The organism is Alkalicoccus daliensis, assembly GCF_900103955.1.
Classification (GTDB): domain Bacteria; phylum Bacillota; class Bacilli; order Bacillales; family Salisediminibacteriaceae; genus Alkalicoccus; species Alkalicoccus daliensis.
On sequence record NZ_FNIL01000001.1, the window covers coordinates 518,839 to 542,278 of the forward strand.

Below are 23,440 nucleotides of genomic sequence, written 5' to 3' on the forward strand. Positions count from 1 at the left end.
AATAACGTATCTTTATGCATAATGCAACAAAAAAATACTTTATCCCATTAATTTTTTAAGGAGAGCCTTCTGCGCATGAAGTCTGTTTTCCGCTTCTTCAAATACGACAGAATGAGGGCCGTCAATAACTTCAGCAGTTACTTCTTCTTCTCTGTGTGCTGGAAGACAGTGCAGAAACAAATAATCCGGTGCTGCATGAGAAGTAAGTTCTTTATTTACCTGATACGGCTGAAAGTGGGTGAATCTCTCTTCAGCTTCTTTTTCCTGTCCCATGCTCGTCCATACATCAGTGACAATTACATCTGCATCTTTCACTGCTTCTGCAGGATCTGCATAAAATTGCAGTATCTGCCCTTTTCTGCCTGCAGCTTCCTCTGCTTCTTTCCAAACGTCTTCCCCAGGTTCAAATCCAGGGGGACTGGAAACTTTCATATTCATTCCCGCAAGTACTGCTCCCTGAATTAATGAATGTGTCATATTATTATTTCCATCACCTACAAACACCATGTTCACACCCTGGAGCTTCTGTTTATATTCATATATTGTCATCAGATCCGCCAGCACCTGAGTTGGATGGTGAGAATCGGTTAAGCCATTAATGACCGGTACAGTAGCTGCAGAAGCAAATTCCTCAATTTTTTCATGCGCAAAAGTACGAATCATAATTCCGTCCACATAACGGGAAAGAACTTTCGCCGTGTCTGCCACGGATTCTCCTCTTCCCAGCTGAAGATCGTTGGAATTAAGAAATAAAGCATGTCCTCCCAGCTGCATCATTCCTACTTCAAAAGAAACACGGGTTCTTGTTGAAGATTTTTCGAATATCATTCCTAATGACTTTCCTGCAAGATGATGATGAGGAATTCCTTCTTTTAACTGCTGCTTTAATATTATTGCTTCATCTATAAGGCCGAATAATTCTTTCTGAGATAAATCATTGATAGTTAACATGTGCTCTATCGTTTTTGTAGTCATACAAGCTGTTCCCTCCCTGTTAATTGAAGATCCTGAATTGCCAAAGGTGTATCTATTTGCTTCGAGTGATTCAGATATAGATCCGCCGTATCTAAGTGTGTATAGCAGGGAATATCGAAACTTGCAGCAAGTTCTCTGAGCTGGAAACCAAAGGACTCAGGATTTCTGCCTTGTTTTGGAATATTAATCACAGCATCTATCATATTATTTTTCATTAATTCCTCAATGCCCGCAAGCGTATCTATACATTCTACTTTCTCACTAAATTGCTTAAGAAATTCAGAAGAACCGCGGGTAGCGTAAATATTACCATCTACATCTTTAATAAGTGGAGTCAGTTCTTCATAATCTCGTGAGGAAACGGATATAAATAAACTGGCATTTTCAGCAGGAGCCGGGAACACTTTATTTAAAGCTTCTGCAAAAGTGTAGGATATCCCTATCATTTCTCCCGTAGATTTCATTTCAGGGCTGAGGGCATGATCCACACCTTTCAGTTTCTTTTCAGAAAAAACTGGAGCTTTAACTGTAATGTGATCCGGTGCCTTCATCAAACCTGTAGTATCTAAAGAATAGCCTAATTGGCATTTTACAGCTTCCTCTACCATTTTAACCCCGGTAACTTTACTCATAATAGGTACTGTGCGGGAAGCGCGTGGATTTACTTCCAGTACATGCACCAGATTATTTTCTATTACAAATTGAATATTCATCATACCGATTACGGGAGTGTTTAATGCAATAGACTCGCTTATTGAAATTATCTTTTGAATATGCTCCTCAGAGAGTGATTGTGGAGGAAAAACAGTAATACTGTCTCCAGAATGCACCCCTGCTTTTTCAATATGTTCGAAAATACCCGGAATAAGAATATTTTTCCCGTCACTGATTACATCAACTTCACATTCAAGCCCCGGAATAAAGGAATCTACCAACAGCGGCCAGCATCTATCGTTGGTCGTAGCCTGAAGTCGTTCCAGGTAGGAATATAGTTCACTTTCCTTGTAGCAGATATACATAGACTGACCGCCGATAACATAAGACGGGCGAACGAGAACTGGATAACCTAGCCCTGCTGCAGCATCTACTAATTCATCAGCAGAATCTGCAATTACTCCGTTAATGTGAGAAATATTCTGCGAATCAAGAAGTGAATAAAACTGCTCTCTGTCCTCCAGTTTGTCAATATCTTCCGGTGTCGTTCCCAATATGGAGACTCCTGCCGCTTCCAGATCTCTGGCAAGGTTAATCGCAGTTTGTCCGCCGAATTGCAACAGCACGCCTGAAACTTTTTCTTTATTAATTACATGCAGTACGTCTTCTGTCGTTATTGGTTCAAAATACAATCGATCGGCTACAGAATAATCAGTACTCACAGTCTCCGGATTATTATTAATAACTACCGCTTCATAACCTAATGTTTTCACTGCTTCTGCTGCATGCACAGAACAGTAATCAAATTCTACACCCTGTCCGATTCTTATGGGACCGGATCCTACGACGAGAATTTTCTTTTTCTCATTTGTCACTTCCACTTCATCCAGGCCCTGCCATGTGGAATAATAATATGGTGTGTCTGCATCAAATTCACCAGCACAGGTATCCACCAGTTTATAGGAAGGCTGCATTCCCAGTTTTGTACGCATTGTTCTGACTTGAACTTCACTTAACTCTGTTAACTCACTGATACGTACATCACTGATATTCATCTTTTTCGCCTCTAAAAGAAGAGTGGAAGTGATAGTTTTTCCTGCTTCAGCAATCTTATTTTCTAAAAGGTAAATAGACTGGATTTTAATTAAGAACCATGGATCTATATCCGTCCATTCATGAAGCTGCGATATGTCGATTCCTCTGCGGAATGATTCCCCTAAAGCAAACAGACGCAAATCATTTGCGGAAGTAAGCAGCTCTTTCAGTGTTTCATCGGAAACACTTTCCATTCCGGATTTGTGCAGGCTGAACACATTCATTTCTAAAGAACGGACTGCTTTCAGCAGCGCAGCTTCGAACGAACGGTCCATTGCCATTACTTCTCCGGTAGCTTTCATCTGCGTTCCTAACGTTCTGTCAGCTTCTGAAAATTTGTCAAAAGGGAACCTCGGCAGTTTTACTACAATATAATCGATTGCGGGTTCGAATGATGCATACGTGTTTCCGGTGATTGGATTTAAAATTTCATCCAGACGATATCCTACGGCGCATTTTGCAGCTATTCTTGCGATCGGATAGCCCGTAGCTTTTGAAGCTAGTGCAGAAGACCGGCTTACCCGTGGGTTAACTTCGATAATGGCATATTCATCTTTTTCCGGATGAATGGCAAATTGAATATTACATCCTCCTACCACATCCAAGGCCCTTATTACTTTTAAGGAAGCCGTGCGGAGCATTTGATATTGAAAATCTGAAAGCGTCTGAGACGGTGCCACCACGATGGAATCCCCAGTGTGAACACCGACTGCATCCATATTTTCCATATTGCATACAATAATGCATGTATCGTTATGATCCCGCATAACTTCATACTCAACTTCTTTCCAGCCTTTTATGCTCTGTTCCACCAGTACCTGATGGATCGGACTCGCCTGCAGCGCGTGGTGAAGCTTTTTTTCAAGTTCCTGCATATTGTAGGCAAATCCTCCTCCTGCACCTCCCAGGGTGTAGGCAGGTCGGAGAATAACGGGGAAACCAGTGTCTTCTACAAATTTCTTTCCCTGATCAATGGTTTCCACGATAGCGGAAGCTGGAATTGGTTCTTTAATATCATGCATCAGCTGGCGGAATTTTTCTCTGTCCTCTCCCATCTGAATCGATTCAACTGAAGTACCGAGTATTTCCACTCCATATTTTTGAAGAATCCCTTCCTCATAAAGTTTAATCGTCAGATTCAGACCCGTCTGCCCACCTAAAGAGCCGATAATTCCATCCGGGGATTCTTTAGCAATAATTTTTTCAATCGAGCTTGTTTCCATTGGCTCTAAATATACTCTGTCTGCCACCTGGTCATCAGTCATTATTGTAGCAGGATTATTGTTCACAAGAATTACTTCCATGCCTTCTTCTTTTAAAGCGAGACAAGCCTGCGTCCCTGCATAGTCAAATTCTGCAGCCTGTCCGATAACAATTGGCCCTGATCCTAGAACTAAAACTTTTTTTATATTTTGACACATTCTTTTACTCCTCCTGCCGACAGCTGCTGAATAAATTCTTCAAAAATAAAATGCGTATCACTTGGGCCCGGATGTGCTTCGGGATGAAACTGCACAGATGATACATTCAAATTTTTATGCTGCATTCCTTCCACAGATTTATCATTTATATTAATGAATAAAGGTTCAAATTCCGTATTTTTTAAACTTTCATCAGTAATTACATAACCATGATTTTGTGAAGTGATATTTACTTTTCCACTTGGGATATGAAGTACCGGATGGTTGCTTCCACGGTGACCGAACAGCATTTTCTCTGACGCTGCCCCATGTGCTAATGCAATCAGCTGATGTCCTAAACATATGCCGAGAGAGGGATATGTTTCTGTGATTTTTTTAATTTCCCCAAAATATTTCTCCAATTCCATTGGATCTCCAGGACCATTACTAAAAAGTACACCATCCGGCTTTTCTGCTTCCACAGACGCAAAACTCGAATGATAAGGCATTGTCGTAACGGCGCAGCCTTCGTCCAGCAGAGCTTGTAAAATAGACTCTTTAAAACCATAATCTAATAACACTACGTGTTTTCCATTACCGGAATAATATTTTTTCTGTTGTACAGAAACACTTTTCACCAGCTCACCTTTTTTCTTTTTAATAAAGGTGTATTTTTCCTCCTGATGATAAGTTTTCGTGATTTTCGCTCGCACCGTAGACGACTTTCTTATGATTTTTACCAGCGCCCTGGTATCTATACCGGCAAGGCCCGGAATATTATGTTCTTTTAAATAAGAATCGAAGCTGTGAATAGACTGAAAGTGGCTTGGTCCAGCACATGATTCATTTACAATAACGCCTTCAACAGCCGGACGCGCACTTTCATCACTAAAACTGTTCAATCCGTAATTCCCTATTATCGGATAGGAAAAGGTAAGGATCTGCCCTTTGTAGGAAGGATCAGTCACCATTTCCTGATAACCTGTCATTGCTGTATTAAAAACCAGCTCGCCTTCTTTTGCTGTGGAAGCGCCTATCCATTCTCCTTCAAAAACTTCTCCTGACTCTAAGATGAGATATCCTGCTGCCATAATTAAACTGCACCCCTTTCCGAAATTACTTCTTTAAATTCCGATAGAAATTTTTCATATTCCATATTTGTAGCTGTCAGCGGTGGGAGAATTCTTACTACGTTTTCTCCCGCTGGAAGAACTAACACACCTCTGTTCCTTAACTGCTCAATTATTTCCTTAACTGGTCCATTAAATTCAATGCCGATTAAACAGCCTTTGCCTCGCACTTCTTTTACTTGGCTGGATTCAATTTTTTGCAGCTGCGACAGAAAGCGTTCGGATTTTTCTTTCACCTCTGATAAAAAGAAAGGTTTTTTTAAAGTTTCCACCGTAGCTTTTACAGCGGTCATTGCCAATGGATTTCCTCCAAAAGTACTTCCGTGTGTGCCTGCAGTAAAGGCAGCTGCGGCTTTATTTACTGCAAGCATTGCCCCTGCAGGGAAACCAGAACCAATTCCCTTAGCTAAAGTAACAACATCGGGCTTTAAGTTATATTGTTCGTATAAATAGAAGGTTCCGGTACGGCCTGCGCCTGTTTGAATTTCATCAATCATGAATAAAATATCCTTCTGCCGGCAGACTTCTGAAAGTTCCTGCACCCATTCGTATTCTGCCGGGCGGACTCCTCCTTCTCCCTGAACCAGCTCCAGCAGCACAGCTGCAGTTTTATCGCCATCTATTTCATATATACTTTTCGGGTCATTAAAAGGAAGATGTTGGAAACCGGGCATCAGCGGAGCAAACCCTTTATGAATTTTTTCCTGGGCAGTAGCCGCCATAGCCCCTCCAGTCCTGCCGTGGAAAGACTGAGAAAACGTGACTATTACATTTTTATCTTTTAAACCTTTATCATGCGTGTATTTTCTGGCAAGCTTCCATGCTGCTTCATTTGCTTCCGCTCCGCTGTTGCAGAAGAAAACCTGATCAAGGTGTGTTCCTTCAGTAAGCGCAGCAGCTGCAGCTTCCTGCTGCGGAATGTGATATAAATTAGAACAGTGCCAGAGAACCTCCATCTGTGCCTGCACTGCTTCTTTTATTCCAGTAGGGACATGGCCAAGATTGCATGTTGCTATACCGGAAGTGAAATCCAGATAAGTATTACCTTCATGATCCCATACATAGCTCCCGGCTCCCTGCTTAATGGAAAGAGGAAACCTCCCATATGTCTGCATTACCGCGTTTTCCGTTGTTTTAAGGATGGACATTCAGTACTTCCTCCTTCATTATTCTTGTACCGCTGAATTCCTTACTTGCATAGGAAATTAAAATATTCTCTTCATATCCGTTTAAAATAACTGCTTCATTCCCTGTATCACCTAAGGAAGCTGCAGCTGATTTCACCTTGGGAATCATTCCACCCGTAATAATATCTGAAGCAATCAGCGAATCTATATCTTTTTCGGTTAAAGTTTCATAAATATAACTTTCTCTACTTTTCGTATTCATTACTCCAGGAATATCGCTGACAAAAATAATATCTGCATGAAGTGCAGCTGCACAGGCACCAGCTGCTTCATCTGCGTTTACATTTAATGTAGTTCCCTGCTTATCAAGACTGATTGGAGAAATAACCGGGATGCTTCCTGACTGTGCAATTAATTTAATGAGCCCGGAATTGACGTCTGCTATATTTCCTACATAACCTATCTCCTCTGACTCTGGAGATAACTCAGCAGTGAAGCATTTCCCGTCCACGCCGCTGAAACCAAATGCATTTCCTCCTGCACCGATAATTTTCTTTACAATAGCTTTGTTTACTTTTCCACTCAGTACTGTTTCTGCTGTTCTGACAACTTCTTTTGAAGAAACTCTTAAACCCTGATTAAAAGAAACGGGAATCTGATTTTTTTCCAGTGCTTCATTTATTTCCGGCCCGCCCCCATGGACGATTATGGGATATATCGAAAAATTTGCCTGCAGTTTTACCAGATCTGTATAAAAACTGTCAGGAAGCTGTTCTGCAATACTGCCTCCTAATTTAAGCACTAAAAAATTCAAATGAATCATCTCCTGTCAGGTACGGTATGAAGCATTTATTTTCACATAATCATACGTTAAGTCACAGCCCCACGCGGTCGCTTCAGCACTGCCTTGCTTTAAATCGATTTTCACGATAATCTGGGAACCTTCCAGATATGCTGTTCCCTCATCTTCACTGAATTCAGACGGCAGGCCGTCTGCAACCACCTGTATATGGCCTAAATAAACATCCACTTTGTCAGGATCAACCGGGACTTCACTGTATCCAACTGCACAGATTACTCTCCCCCAATTAGGATCTGCACCGTAAATTGCAGTCTTCACCAGATTTGATGATATTACCGCTTTTGCAACTTTACCTGCATTTTCCGTAGATGAGGCATTCATTACTTGAACTTCAATCAGCTTTGTTGCTCCCTCCCCATCCTTTGCGATTTTCTTCGCCAATATTTTGGAAACAGCAGCAAATGCGTTTTTAAATTTTTCCCATTCCGGATGATGTTCGGAGAGTGGAGTATTTCCTTTTTTTCCATTTGCCATTGCCAGTACCGTATCATTTGTACTGGAATCGCCATCGACTGTAATCATGTTGTATGTTTTATCAGTAGTCTGAGATAACAGCTGCTGCAGAGCATCCGGCTCCACTGCAGCATCAGTCGTCACATAAGCGAGCATTGTGGCCATATTGGGATGAATCATTCCTGATCCCTTTGCAGCGCCGCCAATTGTAATTGTTTTACCCTCTATTTCCAATTGAACAGCTACGTGTTTAGTAACGGTATCTGTCGTTAAAATTGCTTCCTCAAATTTCTCGGGATCATTCTCCATTTCCACAATTTGTTCTATCGCATGATTTATTTTCTCCATTGGTAACTGGACGCCAATTAAACCGGTGGATGCTACTCCCACTAATTCTTCAGCAATTCCTAACTTTTCAGCAGTCTTTTTACGGGTATGATAAGCATTTTCAAGACCAATATAACCGGTACACGCGTTAGCATTAGCAGAATTTACTACGACAGCCTGCAATGTTTGATTTTTCCCTATGGAATCCTGCGTGACTTTCAATGGCGCTGCCTGAAAACTGTTTTGAGTGTAAACAGCCGCTGCAGCTGCCGGTGTTTCAGAATACAGCCACCCGAAATCCAGTTTTTTCCTGCGCAGTCCGCAGTGAATACCTCCTGCATAAAAACCTTCCGCTGTAGTGATGTGACCCTGTTCCAGTATTTTAATTTCTGATTTTTTTGTAGTTATCATCGTAATTCCTCCTCTTAAGGAAACAGCGGGATTCCTGTTAACCCTGCGGTTTCATCCCAGCCATTCATTAAATTTACATTCTGTAGAGCCTGTCCTGATGCTCCTTTGACCAGGTTGTCAATTACACTTACAATTACCACTTGTTTAGTACGCTTATCAAAATGAAGACCAATATCACAAAAATTACTTCCATAAACTTCTTTCGTCTGCGGCATATTTCCTTCAGGTCGAATTCTTACAAAGGGCTGGTGTTTAAAAAATTCATTAAACAGTTTAAAAACGTCTTCCTCTTTTTTTACTTTTGCATAAATAGTACACATGATCCCCCGTGTCATAGGTATAAGATGAGTCTGTAATGTTATAAAAATTTTATTGCCGGCAAGTTTTGTCAGATGCTGTTCTATCTCCGGGGTGTGCTGATGGGCCCCTGCTTTATATGCTTTAATATTTTCATTCGTTTCCGAAAAGTGAGTCATAAGAGATACTTTTCTTCCCGCGCCTGAAACTCCTGTTTTACCATCAATTATTATAGTTTCAGGGTCAATTATTTCCCTGCTTATTAACGGAGCAAGTCCGAGAATTGCAGCAGTGGCGAAACACCCGGGGTTTGATATAATTTCCGCCTGCCGGATTTCTTCTTTATAAAGTTCAGGAAGACCAAACACTGCAGATTTCTGTAAAGACTGATCCGGCGGGGAGAGCTGGTACCAGGTTTCATATTCTGCTTGATTGTCTATCCGTAAATCTCCGGATAAATCGATATACTGTACTCCAGGCGTTTGAATATCAGGGATGATATTTTTAGCAACGCCAGCCGGAGTAGCAAAAAATACTACATCTATATTATTGAGTGCTTCCTTATTTAACCCGTAAAAGTTTGTATTAATAATCGTTGTGAGATGGGGATACCGTGCTGAAATTTCCAGTCCTTCATCAGAACGGGAGATTACTTTTTCAGTTTGAATGTTTGGGTGATTGTCCAGCAGACGGATAAGTTCCAGTCCACCATAGCCGGTACCGCCGATTATTGCTGCTCGTTTCAAAACGTCTCACACCTTCCGCTGCATAGTTGATTTAATTCATTATTATACTCTTTGTATTATTTTTATGCAATATTAAATATGTAATAAAACTAATTTTTATACATCCATTATATAAAAAGCCACCTATTTATAAAATAGGTGACATAAGTCGGGAAATAGATTCTTTAAAACGTATTGTTTTTGACCTTTTTGCATATTGTTCTATAGTAAGCCTGTCTGACTTAATCATATCCTGTTCAAAATCCAGCGCAAGCTGCTCAGCGGTTTCCTGATTGTATATAAAAGCATTCACTTCAAAATTCAAACGGAAGCTGCGCATATCAATGTTAGCTGTTCCGACAGTGCAGACTTTACGATCCACTACGATAGATTTAGAATGTATAAATCCTTCCTGATAAATATACACACTGACACCGGCCTTAAGCATCTGACCGATATGAGAAAAGGTAGCCCAGTATACAAAAGGGTGATCCGGCATTTTCGGAATCATGATACGTACATCCTTTCCTGACAAAGATGCTACCCGAAGTGCGTCAAGCAGGCTCTGATCAGGAATAAAATAAGGTGTCTGCATATAAATACTTTCCTCAGCTGCTGAAATCATTTTTATATATCCGTTTTTAATTTGCTCCCATTCGGAATCCGGACCGCTTGAAACAATTTGCAAGGCAGCTGTCCCCAAAGATTCTTTCATTGGAAAATATCGTGCCTCATATTCAATCGTATAGCTTTTAGAAGCCTGGTTCCAATCGAGGATAAAACGTGTCTGCATAGGGTCTACTGCATTTCCGCAGATTCTTAAATGAGTATCGCGCCAATAACCGAATTTTGAACTTTTTCCTATATATTCATCTCCTACATTGAACCCTCCAACATAACCGGTTTTTCCATCAATCACTGTTAATTTACGGTGATTCCTATAATTTAAACGAATATTAATTAATGCTATTTTAGAAGGGAAAAACACTCCCACTTCTCCTCCAGCATCTGTAAGAGCTTTAAAATGCTTTCTTCTCAATTTTCTAGAGCCTAATTCATCATATAAAATCCTTACCTGAACACCTTCTTCAGCTTTTTTCGCAAGTATTTGAATTAACTCTTTCCCAAGCTGGTCATTTCGAAAAATATAATACTGCATATGTATATGATCTTCAGCTGCCATTAAATCTTCTTTTAACTGATCAAATTTCAACTTACCATCTGATAACACCTGTATTTGATTATCTTTTGTGAGAATTGCATCATTGTTAATCAAATGCATATAGATCAGATCCCTGTATGGATCGATATTGTCATCATGATAAGAGAATGAAGGGTTTCTAATCTGTTCAATCTGGTGTGTTAAGATATCGTTTATTCCGATTTTTTGAATTCCTTCCCAATCGAATAGTCTTCTCCTCGTTAAATTCTGTCCTAAAAAAATATAAATAATAAATCCTAGAAATGGGATAAAAAATAATATAAGCACCCACGCCCAGGTAGCGGTAGCATCTTTTCTTTCAATAAAAATAATAATTCCTGCAAACATAATGTTAACGATAAATAATAGTGGCAATAGTAAAGATACTATATCCATACTTACTCCTTTCCAAGCACTTCTTATATGTAGTTTACCTTAGTTTTCCATTTTCTGCACAAATCTCTCCACTGTGAAATTCTTTCAATTTTTCAGAAAGGCGTTTTATGCCTCCAGCTTTTTTTATTTTCTGTGAAATAGAACATCCAGCAACCCTTATCTCTATAAAAGTCACCATTTTAGAAATTGATCATTTTAATTCGCTATAATAATATTATTATGGTTTCCCTCCAGGTCCCCTCTCGTTTACCTTAGAATAAACCGAAAAAAGCTTGGTACATTCATATGCACGTCTAATAATAACAAAAGCACAAAAAGCTGAGATGCCTGCGCAGCTTTTTGTGCTGAAAATTTTCGTATCGAGTTTTAAAATTAATTGTTTAATGGTTTTAAAGCGGCTTGTATTTCTTCTCTTTTTGTTTCTAAAAAAGGAGGGAGAGCTAAATTTTTTCCTAACTCTTCAAATGATTCATCACTTTCGAATCCTGGTCCATCGGTAGCAAGTTCATATAAAATTCCATTAGGTTCTCTGAAATACAAAGACTCAAAATAATATCGTTCTACTATACCAGAATTTGCATATCCTTTTTCATTTATTAGAGAATGCCATTTTTTCAACTCCTCAGAATCATCAACGCGGAATGCAACGTGATGCACGCTGCCTCTCCCAGGTCTTTCAGAGGCAGATAAATCTTCCATTACATGCACTTCTGCACCGGTGCCTCCTTCTCCTGTAGAAAAGACCAGGTAGTTTTCCCCATTATCTTCATATGACCCTGTTTCTTGAAATCCCAGCACTTCTTCGAGTACAAATTTAGTTTTATGCGGCTTTTTAACAGACAGGCGGACGGGCCCTAAACCATATATTGCAAAGTGTACCGGTACATTTGAACCGCTCCATGGCCTGCCTCCTGCTACACCGGAATTTGTTTCGTCTGAAATCAGCTGCACACGCTGTCCTTCAAAATCCTCAAAATCCAAAGTAAGGCGACCAAATTTGTTTCTTGGCTGTTCAACCGTTACTTGAAAAGAGGAGAGCCTTTCCTCCCAATAGTAAATTGCTTTGTCGGAAGGTACACGCAAAGAAGTTAAACTGATACTTTGAGAGCCTTTATATGTTTTCGCTGCATGAGGAATTTCAAAAAAAGTAAAATCAGTTCCCGGATTTCCTCTTTCATCCGCATAAAATAAATGGTACATCGAAGGAGAATCCTGATTTACTGTTTTCTTTACCAGACGCATTCCTAATATTTCAGTATAAAAATACAAATTATTCTTCGCACTTGCTGTAAGTGCTGAAACATGATGAATCCCTTTTAAAGGTTTCATAAGCACCACCCTTTCGCTTACTTTAATATAGTATATAACATTATGTAAAATAACTCAATTTTCCAAGACTAATTTTGTAAACCAGCGAAAAGGCAGCAAATCTTTGCCGGGAAGGTGCCCGATAAATACCGCAGTTATTTTTTTATCCGGCTGCACAAATAAAAATTTACCATTTGTACCAGCTGCATAATTGATGACGGAATCATCCGGAGTACTCCACCAGTGAAGACCATAATGCTGATTTCTAATCAAACCTTTAATTAAAGGAGATGTCATTTCGCTAATAAATTCTGAACCTATTATCTGTTTATCCATATAACCGCCCTGATTTAAAACCAGCTCCCCTAATTTCAATAAATCTTCTGCCTTCATTTGCAGCCCATATCCGCCCACAGGTATCCTTTCCGGAGACTTTTCCCAGATGAATTCTTCAATTCCAAGAGGCCGGAACAAACGCTGATAGAAATAATCTAACCAGTCTGTAGATATAACTTTTGATAAAATCAAGCTCAATAAATATGAATCTGCATTGCTGTACCGAGGTTTCAGAGTCCCCGGCATAGTTTCTGCTGCTTTTTGCGCCCATTCCTGATTCTTAATAATGAGATTCCATTGTTTTTCGGAATAACCAGACTGCATCATTAAAAGATCCCTTATTGTCCTGTTTTTCATATGCGGATGAACATCGGTCAGTACTTTACCGACTTTTGTATCCAGAGTAATAAGTTCGTCATCCACAGCGATACCGATTGCTAAAGCTAATACGGATTTACTGACGGAATTTAATACTTGTAAACTGTTTCTATTACCGTCGTGGAAATAAGAGAATGTCCGGTTTCCCTCTTTATTAATAACACAAGCGTACATTTGGTGGAAGTTCATCTTTTCAAGCAGTTTCTGTTCATCCATTCACTTGCGCCTCCTAAGTTAGTCCCAATGCGAGTTAATAAATCCTTCCCGACCGGACTCTACTCTTTCAGCTCGATATTTTTCAGGGTTTTTCTTATAAAATTTCTGGTGTTCTTCTTCTGCTTCATAAAAAACCGCAGCTGGAAGGATCTCTGTAACGATAGGATCACGAAACGGCCCGTTTTCTTCCATATCTCTTTTCGAAGCTGCAGCCAGCTCATATTGTGCTGAGGAATGATAAAAAATTGCAGTGCGATACTGACTCCCCCGGTCAAAAAACTGTCCGCCATCATCCGTCGGGTCTACCTGCTGCCAAAATAAATGAAGTAATGAAGCATAGGTGAAGACATCTGGGTTATACTTAATCTGGACAGCTTCATAATGACCACTTTTCCCAGATTTCACTTCTTCATAAGTAGGATTTTTAATGTCACCCCCGGTATAACCGGAAGTGACATTTATAATTCCAGGCTGTTCATCAAATGGCTTTACCATACACCAGAAACACCCTCCTGCAAATGTTGCAACTTTATAATTGTTCTTCATGACTGATCATCCCTTTATTCATCATCTTCAAATAAATATAGAAAGGATTCGTATCCTTCCTCTTCCATATCTTCTGCGGGTACAAAATTCATTGCAGCAGAGTTCATGCAATATCTCAAACCTTCCGGCTCTGGCCCATCTTCAAACACATGTCCTAAATGTGAATCGCCATAATTGCTTCTCACTTCCATCCGTTTTCCAAATAATGACCATTCCGGCTCCAACACAATATATTCCTCTGCTATAGGCTGCGTAAAACTTGGCCATCCAGTACCTGAATCATACTGATGAGTGGAACTGAAAAGAGGTTCTCCTGATAGAATATCTACATAGATTCCATCTTCATAATGATCCCAGTATTGATTCTGATAAGCTGTTTCTGTACCGTCTTCCTGTGTTACGTAGAACTCTTCATCTGTCAGGCGCTCTTCCAACACTTCTTCAGGTTCCTTTTCATATTGGCGCCAGAATGGTATATCACTTTCTTCCTGTTCCACCTCATACTCTTCTTCTTCCCAGTGTTCTTCTATAAATTCATCCCTGCCGGAGTTCGAACGGTAAAACTCATAGCGGACAGGATTTTCTTTATAAAAATTCTGATGATAATCTTCTGCCTTATAAAAAGTGTCCGCCGCTGTGATTTCAGTTACAATAGGATCTTCAAAACGGCCTGAATTTTCAAGCTGTTTTTTTGATTGCACTGCTTTTGATTTTTGTTCTTCGTCATGATAAAAAATTCCAGTTGTATATTGTTCTCCCCGGTCTACAAATTGTCCCTCATCATCGGTAGGATCAATCTGTCTCCAAAAGATTTCCAGTAAGTCTTCATAGCTTACAAGTTCAGGGTCATAGCTTATCTGTACTGCTTCCACGTGAGATGTTTCTCCGGAAGCCACATCTTCATAAGAAGGATTTTCTTCCTCTCCTCCGATATATCCGGAAACAGCCTGATCTACTCCTTCTACCTCTTCAAAAGGAGGTTCCATGCACCAAAAGCATCCTCCTGCAAAGGTTGCAATTTCCCTGAAGTCTTTTTCGTTTATTTCCACTGGTTCACTTCCATAAGAGCGCTGCGTGAAATAATCATAAATAATAGGAATAAAAATAACTGCAACTATAGAAAATATCAGGGTGAATAACGCAATGATGATTTTTTTCATGCTGTCTCACCTCCTATACTTACTAAATAATTATAACTGATTCATTAGCCTTTCTCATTAAAAATGCTTCGCTGAAAAATTCAGCGAAGCATTTCATCATAATTTATTTACTTGTAACATGCAGGTCTACATCAATATTGCCTCTTGTAGCTTTTGAATATGGGCAGAAATCGTGTGCTTTATGCGCCAGCTCTTCTGCTTCTTCCTGGGAAACACCACTGATATCTACATGCAGTTTTACGCTGATTTTGAACCCGTTGTCCTCAGGATCTTTATTAAGGCTGACTTCTGCTGTGATCTCAGAATCAATTTCTTTTTTTGCTTTTGAAGCCATAAGATTTAATGCTCCATCATAGCAGGCACTGTATCCCGCTGCAAAAAGTTGTTCCGGATTAGAAGCATCATCTGGAATTCCGTTTTTGTCCGGCATTCTCAAATCAACATCTACCACACCATTATCACTTTTTACATGACCTTCTCTTCCGCCTTTTGCTGTAGCTTTTGTAGAAAATACTGTTTCTGCCATGTTAGATCATCCTCCATTTATTGTAAAAATCTTCTCACAGTTACTCCTATTCACTACTTATCCGTAAATTAAACCTCTTTTTGCTGAAAAAATGTACTTTTAAGTTCAGAGTTGTTTCTCAGCCGGTTTTTATACTTTAGGCTGCCTTGAAAATAAAAAGCTTTGCTATAAAGAAAAAGAAACAATAATACTGCTTCACTCTCGGAGAGGCTTACCCAAGAGCTCGACTAATTTTGGCGGAAAGACCGTCCGCCAAAATGGATTCTCGAACGGCGCTGGTGCGTCCTCTCCTTCGTTACACAGCAGTATTAATTTTCACCTTTCATGGTACAGTTTCTTTCTGCATCAGAGTCTTTGTTAAAGCTTGTGTTGATATAAGAAAGTACGCCAGCGGCTCTTTTTTCTTCGCCTGCCGCGGAGAAATCCTTCTAAAAGCTTCAAATTGTTCTGAGATTCCTAGGGATTCAGAGGAAGTTTTTCTGAAGAAAGGTGTTCTCCCCCACTCACATCTTCAATTTTTCCACGCAGTCTTTTTACGATAAACCTGCTGCCAGCCAGCCAATTTTTAAAGGAAATCTGCACTGGTAAGGCGTTGACACCAATTCCTGCTGTCACTTCCAGCGATTTTGAATTATAAACTGCTGTGTGTATTGTTCCAGACCAATTCTTATAATCGGTTTTTGCCACACCGTAGTCTAGCTGATTCAGCATTTTAAATACTTCAAGCGCACCAGGATTACTTTTCTGAAGTTTTTTCAATCGGTGCAGCCTTTCTTTCGATTCCGTAAGCATATGTCTGTTTTCATTCGCTTTCGCTTCACTACGAAAATGATTGGAACATACATTATCGTGTTTTATCAGTTCAATTGTGCTCTTTGCAGAACCCTCAACTACCGCTGCATCACCATAACGGTCAGATAAAGAATAATTGAAAGAATGCCGATGAGGAAGATCTTTCAGTATTTCCACTGCTTCCCTCGTAGTCCTGCAGGAATCAAGCAGAAAGCGTGCAATAGAACAACAGATAAACCCGTCTTCAGGCGATATCCTATTAACGAAGTGATATCCAACAGCCAGACCATGTTCATTCATTCCGTCCATGCGTCCAATAATTCTCTGTGCAAAACCAATATGGGCATATCCGTTTTCCGGCTGCCATAATACAAACCTTCCATCATAGGTTTTTGGGTGATAATCGTAATTTCTTCCATACACTTCATTCGTAATAATCGCACTGCACCCGCTTTTTTTCCAGCTCTGCTGATAGCCGCCATACTCATGTACCACATCGGAAAGGCGCCACTCTAATCCATCTGCAAGTCCCTGCATTTCCTCCCATAGAGAAGGAGATAACTCTTTTATCCAGGATTTCGCTTCCATAAAATCTGTCTGATATCTTTTTATAGATTTTTTCCTTCTATTAGTATGTTTATCGAAAAGCGCTGTTTCTTTCAAAGCTGCTGCCTGTTTTCTGCCAAATTCGTAGGCATTGCCTCTTCCTTCAATCGCTTCAATTCCTATCTGCATATTGTCACCTTCTGCTTTACTTAAGTTAGTAAAAGTATAGCTTTTTAAAATATAAAAAGAAAAGAAACAGGCTTGAAATAAATTAAGTTTTCTAGTAGAATACCAAAATTGTGAGCGTTTTTTGAAAGGAGGCCCTATTGTGCAGACAGCATTTTTAATGGATGCAAAGGAAACAAAAGAAAAAGAAACTATAATCCAGGAATATGAAAATTTAGAGATGCAGCTTCTTCGGCTGCAGAACAATTTAAAAGAAATCGCTAAACATTATAATGTGGTTGGGGTCGAACAGACAAAAGAAGATAGTTTATTAATTTTATATACTTCGGATAATGGAGAAATATGCAGATTTATGGCTCATGAATGCAATAAACCCTTCCAGGGCCACTGGGATTTCTCTATTCATGCAAGCTATAAAGAAGACTGTCTCCATATCGACGATATCCGTGGAGAGGCGGACAAAGGATTCGGTTCTGTATGTATTCAGCATTTAAAGGATTATATAAAAAGCCGGAACGTTCCTTTTCTGACAGGAAATATTTCACCACGGGACTGGGGACACTCTGACAGACTTATTCATTTTTACCAAAAACACAACTTTCATATTCATCTGAACGAATCGGAACAGTCAGGAGAAATTTATTGGGAAAACAAATAACCCGGAAAATTTATTAAAGCTCTTCCGGGTAAAGTTCAGTATTAAGTTCTTTCATTCTTTCCAAAAGCTTGTGCTGGTATTCTCTGCTTAATCCCCGCTGTGCTCCTCTTAAAATTTCTTTTGCATAATGCCATGGAGGAGCTTTAGGTGCTTTACTTTCCAATACGATGAAAGTTAAAGCTGCCATAGAACGGTTTTGTGTTCTTACGTTAATAAATGCAGGACGATAAGCTCCTTTTTTTACTCCTTCGCGTCTGAATAGATATTCCACGGCGCCAGAAGGAACTGTATAAAGAATACCCTCCGCCGGTTCTTTCCCTGCTTCCAGTAAATTCGCCCGCGCACCATCTGCTCTATGCTGGGTGTAATCAACTCTGTGATTTTCTGCTTCAGCCGCTTCCCACTGCTGAAAAGCATCTTCCATGCCTGCAGCTTCAATTCGTTCAGTATCCATACAGGATCCATATGCAAAATAGGCTACTGCTTTTTTCTCTTTCAGCCATTGATATACCTTCCAGTCTTGAAACGGGACTTTCTTATCTAATGAAGCAGTATCATTATATACGTAAACAACAGCTTCTATTTCTTTTTCATCAGTAATTATTTTTTTAGTAATCCTTTCATACAAATTATCTTTTCTGCCCGGTTGATACCCTTCCAGTCTGTCGACAGCCGGAAGAAGGTTTTCCGGAAGAAAGTATATCTCACCAAAGACCTTCTCATTTCCTTCTTCCACATATCCAGGATATCCATACCCTGTATCATATAAATTTCCTGTAGTATATGCCTGCTCCGCAATACAATCTAGTCCCTGAAGCAGTGCATGGTTTGTTTCACCTTTTCTTAATGTACCGTATACAAATAAAAACATTAAATCATTCCTTTTAGTTTACATAATAATAATATAGTTAAGCATTGCGTAAAATATTTACTCTTTCTTCTGATAAACGGATTCTCTGTTTTTTAATATCAGTTCTTTTTTCTTTTAGCAGGTTAACGAATTCACTTACTGCTTCCTGAATAGAAGATATTTTATCAGACACTTCCCTTACTCTGTTATGGATAAGCCAGCTAAGAATAATATCATCGAAAAAGGTATCGGCTTCACTTAAAAAGTCCCCTATATCTAACTGGATATACTCATGCTGTTCAACATCAATTAGCTCATCCTGGAACTGCCTTAATCTCCTTTCAGCACGATGCAGGGAATCTTTCGCATTATCCAGCTGACTGTGCTTCATGTAAGTTGTGACCATCCCTCTATCTATCAAATCCATAACTGACCAATTAGAAGCTTTATCGAGTGCTTTTAATGAATCTTCCAGTGAATAGTAAACATGTTCTCCCGCATCAACCGCTTCTGAGAGTTCCTGTTCCCCTCCTAATAATTCTATTTCTCTGGAAGTAATTTCATAAAGTTTTTCAGACCAGACGGTATTTTCATCTTCAATGAGCTGTTTTTTACGATAAAGTAAATTTTCAGAAGCCTGGTGGACTTCTCCCAGACTATCCCGGTGCTCTTCATACATTTTTTTCTCTTTTTCAAGTTCATTTAAAGCTGTTACTGCTTCCTGATACTTTAATTTTGCTCCGGTTATTTCCTCCTGCTCCTGCGAAAACCCTTCCTGCTCCTTTTTTAGTACAGTAGAAATAAGCTTCAGTACCGACATGGTATGTATATCCTCTAAGCTGTGATTATGTGACTCTATAAGCTTTGATAGTTGACTTGCTTTAATCTGTTTTTTTGCGATCTGCTCAGAAAGTCTTAAAACATGTTCATTCCATTTATTCCATAATCTTTTTTTATCCAGGGTCTCTGCTATTTCTTCGTTTAGACTTTTCACTTTTTCACCTCTTTAAATTTTTATTCCTGTTATTATCTCGTGTATGTTTTCACGCACAAAACCTAAGTTTAAATTGTTAGTTATTGATATTTTACTAACTCCTGCCACACCTTGCAAATTCTATCTAGTTTATATTAAAGCACTTCTGTTGATTAGCTATTATTATCCAAGCAAAAACCTCGTGTCCCCTGTCTATGTTCGAAAGGGCTTATTGAATGGAATGTGTTAGGCACTCTGCTTCCGCTGCACGCTTTCCAGAGAGGCTTTTTTCTCTGGTATGCCCTTGGCAGCCGGATCTTCTAATCGTCCATTTTCCTCCCGGGGGTGTTGTCGCTGCGTGCCGCTCTTTTTATTGAAAAAGGCCGTCTTGGTTTTTTAATTACTTTCAGCAAAGTGCTACTGCAGTTTTATGAAATATGGAGGATATCCAATGGTTTAACAACCTCCTGGGCAGCCTGGATGAAAAGACCTCTTCATAAAGCTTACTTTTGAAGACGCATAACAAAAGTGCATACAATTAAAAAGAACTGCCCTGCTGGACAGTTCTTTTCCTATAATTACTATGATAATGATGCTTTACTGTAAGGAACTTTTTCTCGCCGGTATCCAGCCTGCACTAATATTGCCGTAGAAATAAGGTGCTGCACAAAAACTTCCAGCTGGGAATAATCAACTTTATCAAAATTAATTACTGTCCTGCTCTGCAATCCCCATTTTTCCAGAATAATATTCATTCGCTTCTGATCGTAGTCACTTAATGATTCTGGCAGCTCAATAACATCAATATGAAGTTCTTCTCTCGATTCATTTAAGAAGTCCAAAAGATTTATATCCAGCTGAAAATACTTTTCTGTGAGGTCCAGACTGTTCCCCTTCCTAATTTTGTCGAACCTCACGGAAATTTCTGCATGCCATTTTCCGTTCTTTTTATGAGGATAACACCAGCATAGGTAACCTTCGTAGGAAAGCTTATCTTTATAATATACCTGGAATTTTCGTGATTTTTTTAAATATCCTTCTTCATAAAATGTACTTGATCTGTCTTCAGCTAAGAATGCAAAGTGATGCCAGGCACTGTTAATATCTGCGTGTGACATCATTTCTATAAAATGAATCAGTCTTTCTTCCACGTCAGCATAATCATCCTTTAAGCTAGGTATTTTCTGCATAAACCATCACTCTTTTCAATTTACTTAAACAATCTCTTTATTGAAATAATATCCTAAAAACAACTTTTTTAAACTTCCATTATTTAACTAATATTCATTTTAAAAAATGTACGATGATATAAATAATGATAAAAATTTTACAAAATCACCTATTTTATAGAAATCTTCCTTGAAAATAAAAGGTCTGCTATATAGAAATAATTATGCTGCTTCACATTTGAAAAGTTCTGCCCAAGGGCTTGTGCTACCGTGTTAATCACAATATTTCTCTTCATTTTTCAATTTGCATTATTTAGCATGAATGTCTCTGTTAACGTCTGATATTGATATTAGAAAGCTTCGCCTGTGAATTCCTTTTCTGTATCTGCCCCGGAAAGTTCCTTCAGCTGACTGTCTCCCTATCCTTCGGAATGAACTTCAAGCTTTCTTTTCCGCTGGAGCCTTGAAAATCGTCTTGTCTTCATTTTGTTGATAGAAAAGCTTGTAATAAAAAACAATCTTTTCTTTTATTTCGCAAAGGGAAGAACGGAGGGGAAACCGGCGGACGCCTGTGTAGAGAGTATGCATTGCTCCGCTCGACCAGCAGTCATCTTCATCAAGAGCGTGAAGATGACTTTAAGATCATTTGGTCGGCTGCGCCAATGCTTGCGGCGGTGAAAGTACATACCGCCTTTGGAAAAACGAGCTGGGAAAATCCCACAGCGCAGCGAGGAAGCGGAGGAGCTCGTCCTCGGCAGGCCTGTGGCAGCGAAATTTTCTCCTATCAAGAATGAGCATTAACAGAACTGAATTTTTAAAGATAAACGCATTTAAAAATAACAACAATTAAATCAATAATATATTAATATACTGTTTAAAGCTGGAGCTTGCTTTTTATTAATCTTTCTGAAAACTATTTTCTTTATAAATCATACTGCCTTTCTCATTCACTGCTGTGCCTGCCTCCTAAATCTTAATAACCCTCGTAATAAAGTTGAAAAGGTGTTATAATTGTATGCAGTATGTTTATGAAGAGGATGATATAAATTATGATGCAAGTTTCAGATGTCAGCTTACGCTTTGGCGATCAAAAGCTGTTCGAAGATGTTAATATTAAGTTCACACCGGGGAATTGTTATGGATTAATTGGTGCCAATGGTGCCGGAAAATCCACTTTCCTCAAAATTCTGTCCGGAGAAATTGATGCCCAGTCTGGTCATGTCTCCCTGCCAAAAGATGCGCGTCTGGCAGTTCTTAAGCAGGATCATTATGCTTATGAAAATGAGCAGGTTCTTGAAGTAGTTATGATGGGCCATAAACGTCTGTATGAAGTCAGACAGGAAAAAGATGCTATCTATATGAAAGCAGATTTTTCGGATGAAGATGGTATGAAAGCTGCTGAACTCGAAGGTGAATTTGCCGAGATGAACGGTTATGAAGCTGAATCAAATGCTGCTGTTCTTTTACAGGGCCTTGGCATAGAAGATGCTAAACACTATATGACGCTTTCAGAACTTACTGAAGGAGATAAGGTGAAGGTACTTCTGGCGCAGGCTCTATTCGGTAATCCTGAAGTTCTTCTTTTGGATGAGCCTACGAACGGTCTTGATATTGAAGCAATTCACTGGCTGGAAGATTTCTTAATCAATTTCCAGAACACAGTAATTGTTGTCTCCCACGACCGTCATTTCCTCAATAACGTCTGCACACATATTGCAGATTTAGATTATGGAAAAATACAGGTATACGTCGGAAATTACGACTTCTGGTATGAATCCAGCCAGCTGGCTTTGAAAATGGCACAGGAGCGTAACAAAAAGAAAGAAGAAAAAATAGAAGAACTAAAATCTTTTGTTGCCCGATTTAGTGCGAATGCTTCCAAATCGAAACAGGCTACCTCCCGTAAAAAATCTTTGGAAAAAATTGAACTGGAAGATATCAAACCATCTTCCCGTAAATATCCTTATATTGCTTTTAAACCGGAACGGGAAATGGGTAACGATATGCTGACAGTGGAAAATATTTCCAAGACGATAGATGGCAAGAAATATTTGGATAACGTATCTTTTTCTTTAAACCCCGGCGACAAAGTTGCACTGACCGGACCAAATGAACAAGCAAAAACGATACTCATGCAGATTCTAATGGGAGAAGTAGAGCCTGACAGCGGATCATATAAATGGGGTATTACCACCTCCCAGGCTTATTTTCCAAAAGATAATTCTGAACACTTTCACGGGAATGAAGGAAGCCTGATAGAATGGCTGCGTCAATATTCTCCAGATGATCAATCTGAAACGTTTATCCGTGGTTTCCTAGGAAGAATGTTATTTTCCGGAGAAGAAGCGAAGAAAAGTCCTTCTGTTTTATCCGGAGGAGAGAAAGTACGCTGCATGCTTTCTAAAATGATGCTTTCCGGAGCAAACGTTCTATTGCTCGATGAACCGACAAATCACCTGGACCTTGAGTCGATTACAGCATTGAATAATGGTCTGCTGGAGTTTAAAGGTTCATTAATATTTGCTACACATGACCATCAGTTCAATCAGTCATTAGCGAACAGAATTATAGAGATTAAAGATGATGGCATTTATGATAAAGAGATTTCCTATGATGAATATGTAAAAGAACGTATGACATCAGCAACGATTTAATTTCAATATTAAAAGACTGCACTGACCCATTATATATAAAGAACGCTTCCGGAATTGTCCCGGAAGCGTTCTTTTCTTTCATTAGTTAG

19 protein-coding genes are annotated in these 23,440 nt (G+C 39.3%); 2 read left to right on the plus strand and 17 right to left on the minus strand.

Going from position 1 to position 23,440, the window contains the following annotated elements; all coding sequences use genetic code 11:
- Positions 1–39: 39 nt before the first annotated feature.
- The 14 genes from argF to BLP92_RS02630 form a co-directional block, all read right to left on the minus strand.
- Positions 40–975: an ornithine carbamoyltransferase gene (gene argF / locus BLP92_RS02565; RefSeq protein ID WP_090840277.1), complete on the minus strand. Its 936-nt coding sequence runs from the start codon at positions 973–975 to the stop codon at positions 40–42.
- Positions 972–4,145, minus strand: coding sequence for a carbamoyl-phosphate synthase (glutamine-hydrolyzing) large subunit (gene carB, locus BLP92_RS02570; protein WP_090840279.1), 3,174 nt, complete (start codon positions 4,143–4,145; stop codon positions 972–974). Before carB ends, argF begins: the two co-directional genes overlap by 4 nt.
- A complete protein-coding gene (locus tag BLP92_RS02575) occupies positions 4,130–5,215 on the minus strand; it encodes a carbamoyl phosphate synthase small subunit (RefSeq protein ID WP_090840281.1) in 1,086 nt (361 codons plus the stop codon). The genes carB and BLP92_RS02575 overlap by 16 nt, the downstream gene beginning before the upstream one ends.
- A 2-nt stretch (positions 5,216–5,217) precedes the next feature.
- Positions 5,218–6,402 (minus strand): acetylornithine transaminase, encoded by a 1,185-nt coding sequence (locus BLP92_RS02580; protein WP_090840283.1) that lies wholly within the window; start codon positions 6,400–6,402, stop codon positions 5,218–5,220.
- A complete protein-coding gene (gene argB, locus BLP92_RS02585; RefSeq protein WP_175444153.1) occupies positions 6,389–7,195 on the minus strand; it encodes an acetylglutamate kinase in 807 nt (268 codons plus the stop codon). Before argB ends, BLP92_RS02580 begins: the two co-directional genes overlap by 14 nt.
- A 15-nt stretch (positions 7,196–7,210) precedes the next feature.
- Positions 7,211–8,434: a bifunctional glutamate N-acetyltransferase/amino-acid acetyltransferase ArgJ gene (gene argJ, locus BLP92_RS02590; protein WP_090840287.1), complete on the minus strand. Its 1,224-nt coding sequence runs from the start codon at positions 8,432–8,434 to the stop codon at positions 7,211–7,213.
- Between the two features lie 14 nt (positions 8,435–8,448).
- Complete coding sequence (gene argC / locus BLP92_RS02595; RefSeq protein WP_090840289.1) at positions 8,449–9,477, minus strand: N-acetyl-gamma-glutamyl-phosphate reductase; 1,029 nt, start codon at positions 9,475–9,477, stop codon at positions 8,449–8,451.
- A 127-nt stretch (positions 9,478–9,604) separates the two neighbouring features.
- On the minus strand, positions 9,605–11,053 hold the full coding sequence (cls, locus tag BLP92_RS02600) for a cardiolipin synthase (protein WP_090840291.1): 1,449 nt from the start codon (positions 11,051–11,053) through the stop codon (positions 9,605–9,607).
- A 372-nt stretch (positions 11,054–11,425) separates the two neighbouring features.
- Complete coding sequence (locus BLP92_RS02605; protein WP_425284398.1) at positions 11,426–12,388, minus strand: ring-cleaving dioxygenase; 963 nt, start codon at positions 12,386–12,388, stop codon at positions 11,426–11,428.
- 48 nt (positions 12,389–12,436) lie between these two features.
- On the minus strand, positions 12,437–13,291 hold the full coding sequence (locus BLP92_RS02610) for a serine hydrolase domain-containing protein (protein ID WP_090840295.1): 855 nt from the start codon (positions 13,289–13,291) through the stop codon (positions 12,437–12,439).
- A gap of 18 nt (positions 13,292–13,309) precedes the next feature.
- A complete protein-coding gene (msrA, locus tag BLP92_RS02615) occupies positions 13,310–13,837 on the minus strand; it encodes a peptide-methionine (S)-S-oxide reductase MsrA (RefSeq protein WP_090840297.1) in 528 nt (175 codons plus the stop codon).
- A gap of 14 nt (positions 13,838–13,851) precedes the next feature.
- Positions 13,852–14,997: a peptide-methionine (S)-S-oxide reductase MsrA gene (gene msrA, locus BLP92_RS02620; protein WP_090840299.1), complete on the minus strand. Its 1,146-nt coding sequence runs from the start codon at positions 14,995–14,997 to the stop codon at positions 13,852–13,854.
- A gap of 103 nt (positions 14,998–15,100) precedes the next feature.
- On the minus strand, positions 15,101–15,523 hold the full coding sequence (locus BLP92_RS02625; protein ID WP_090840301.1) for an organic hydroperoxide resistance protein: 423 nt from the start codon (positions 15,521–15,523) through the stop codon (positions 15,101–15,103).
- Positions 15,524–15,979: 456 nt separating this feature from the next.
- On the minus strand, positions 15,980–17,050 hold the full coding sequence (locus tag BLP92_RS02630) for a C45 family autoproteolytic acyltransferase/hydrolase (protein WP_090840303.1): 1,071 nt from the start codon (positions 17,048–17,050) through the stop codon (positions 15,980–15,982).
- Between the two features lie 139 nt (positions 17,051–17,189).
- Between BLP92_RS02630 and BLP92_RS02635 the strand changes: the two genes are divergently transcribed.
- Positions 17,190–17,705: an N-acetyltransferase gene (locus tag BLP92_RS02635; RefSeq protein ID WP_244516626.1), complete on the plus strand. Its 516-nt coding sequence runs from the start codon at positions 17,190–17,192 to the stop codon at positions 17,703–17,705.
- Positions 17,706–17,718: 13 nt separating this feature from the next.
- Here the strand turns inward: BLP92_RS02635 and BLP92_RS02640 are convergent, their stop codons facing one another.
- From BLP92_RS02640 to BLP92_RS02650, 3 genes are all read right to left on the minus strand, one after another.
- Entirely contained in the window at positions 17,719–18,576 is an 858-nt protein-coding gene (locus BLP92_RS02640) for a gamma-glutamylcyclotransferase family protein (protein ID WP_090840305.1), read from the minus strand.
- 37 nt (positions 18,577–18,613) lie between these two features.
- Entirely contained in the window at positions 18,614–19,549 is a 936-nt protein-coding gene (locus BLP92_RS02645; RefSeq protein ID WP_090840307.1) for a hypothetical protein, read from the minus strand.
- A gap of 560 nt (positions 19,550–20,109) precedes the next feature.
- A complete protein-coding gene (locus BLP92_RS02650) occupies positions 20,110–20,718 on the minus strand; it encodes a hypothetical protein (RefSeq protein ID WP_090840309.1) in 609 nt (202 codons plus the stop codon).
- A 1,028-nt stretch (positions 20,719–21,746) separates the two neighbouring features.
- Between BLP92_RS02650 and BLP92_RS02660 the strand changes: the two genes are divergently transcribed.
- Positions 21,747–23,351, plus strand: a complete 1,605-nt coding sequence (locus tag BLP92_RS02660; RefSeq protein ID WP_090840313.1) for an ABC-F family ATP-binding cassette domain-containing protein — start codon at positions 21,747–21,749, stop codon at positions 23,349–23,351.
- Positions 23,352–23,440: the final 89 nt, after the last annotated feature.

What these genes read in the sequence shown, in the direction of transcription:
- msrA (WP_090840297.1), bottom strand. Translation starts at nt 13,837, where the DNA reads ATGAAGAACAATTATAAAGTTGCAACATTTGCAGGAGGGTGTTTCTGG.
- BLP92_RS02575 (WP_090840281.1), bottom strand. Translation starts at nt 5,215, where the DNA reads ATGGCAGCAGGATATCTCATCTTAGAGTCAGGAGAAGTTTTTGAAGGA.
- BLP92_RS02580 (WP_090840283.1), bottom strand. Translation starts at nt 6,402, where the DNA reads ATGTCCATCCTTAAAACAACGGAAAACGCGGTAATGCAGACATATGGG.
- BLP92_RS02630 (WP_090840303.1), bottom strand. Translation starts at nt 17,050, where the DNA reads ATGCAGATAGGAATTGAAGCGATTGAAGGAAGAGGCAATGCCTACGAA.
- carB (WP_090840279.1), bottom strand. Translation starts at nt 4,145, where the DNA reads ATGTGTCAAAATATAAAAAAAGTTTTAGTTCTAGGATCAGGGCCAATT.
- BLP92_RS02660 (WP_090840313.1), top strand. Translation starts at nt 21,747, where the DNA reads ATGATGCAAGTTTCAGATGTCAGCTTACGCTTTGGCGATCAAAAGCTG.
- BLP92_RS02625 (WP_090840301.1), bottom strand. Translation starts at nt 15,523, where the DNA reads ATGGCAGAAACAGTATTTTCTACAAAAGCTACAGCAAAAGGCGGAAGA.
- BLP92_RS02610 (WP_090840295.1), bottom strand. Translation starts at nt 13,291, where the DNA reads ATGGATGAACAGAAACTGCTTGAAAAGATGAACTTCCACCAAATGTAC.
- argF (WP_090840277.1), bottom strand. Translation starts at nt 975, where the DNA reads ATGACTACAAAAACGATAGAGCACATGTTAACTATCAATGATTTATCT.
- cls (WP_090840291.1), bottom strand. Translation starts at nt 11,053, where the DNA reads ATGGATATAGTATCTTTACTATTGCCACTATTATTTATCGTTAACATT.
- argJ (WP_090840287.1), bottom strand. Translation starts at nt 8,434, where the DNA reads ATGATAACTACAAAAAAATCAGAAATTAAAATACTGGAACAGGGTCAC.
- BLP92_RS02650 (WP_090840309.1), bottom strand. Translation starts at nt 20,718, where the DNA reads ATGCAGAAAATACCTAGCTTAAAGGATGATTATGCTGACGTGGAAGAA.
- msrA (WP_090840299.1), bottom strand. Translation starts at nt 14,997, where the DNA reads ATGAAAAAAATCATCATTGCGTTATTCACCCTGATATTTTCTATAGTT.
- BLP92_RS02640 (WP_090840305.1), bottom strand. Translation starts at nt 18,576, where the DNA reads ATGTTTTTATTTGTATACGGTACATTAAGAAAAGGTGAAACAAACCAT.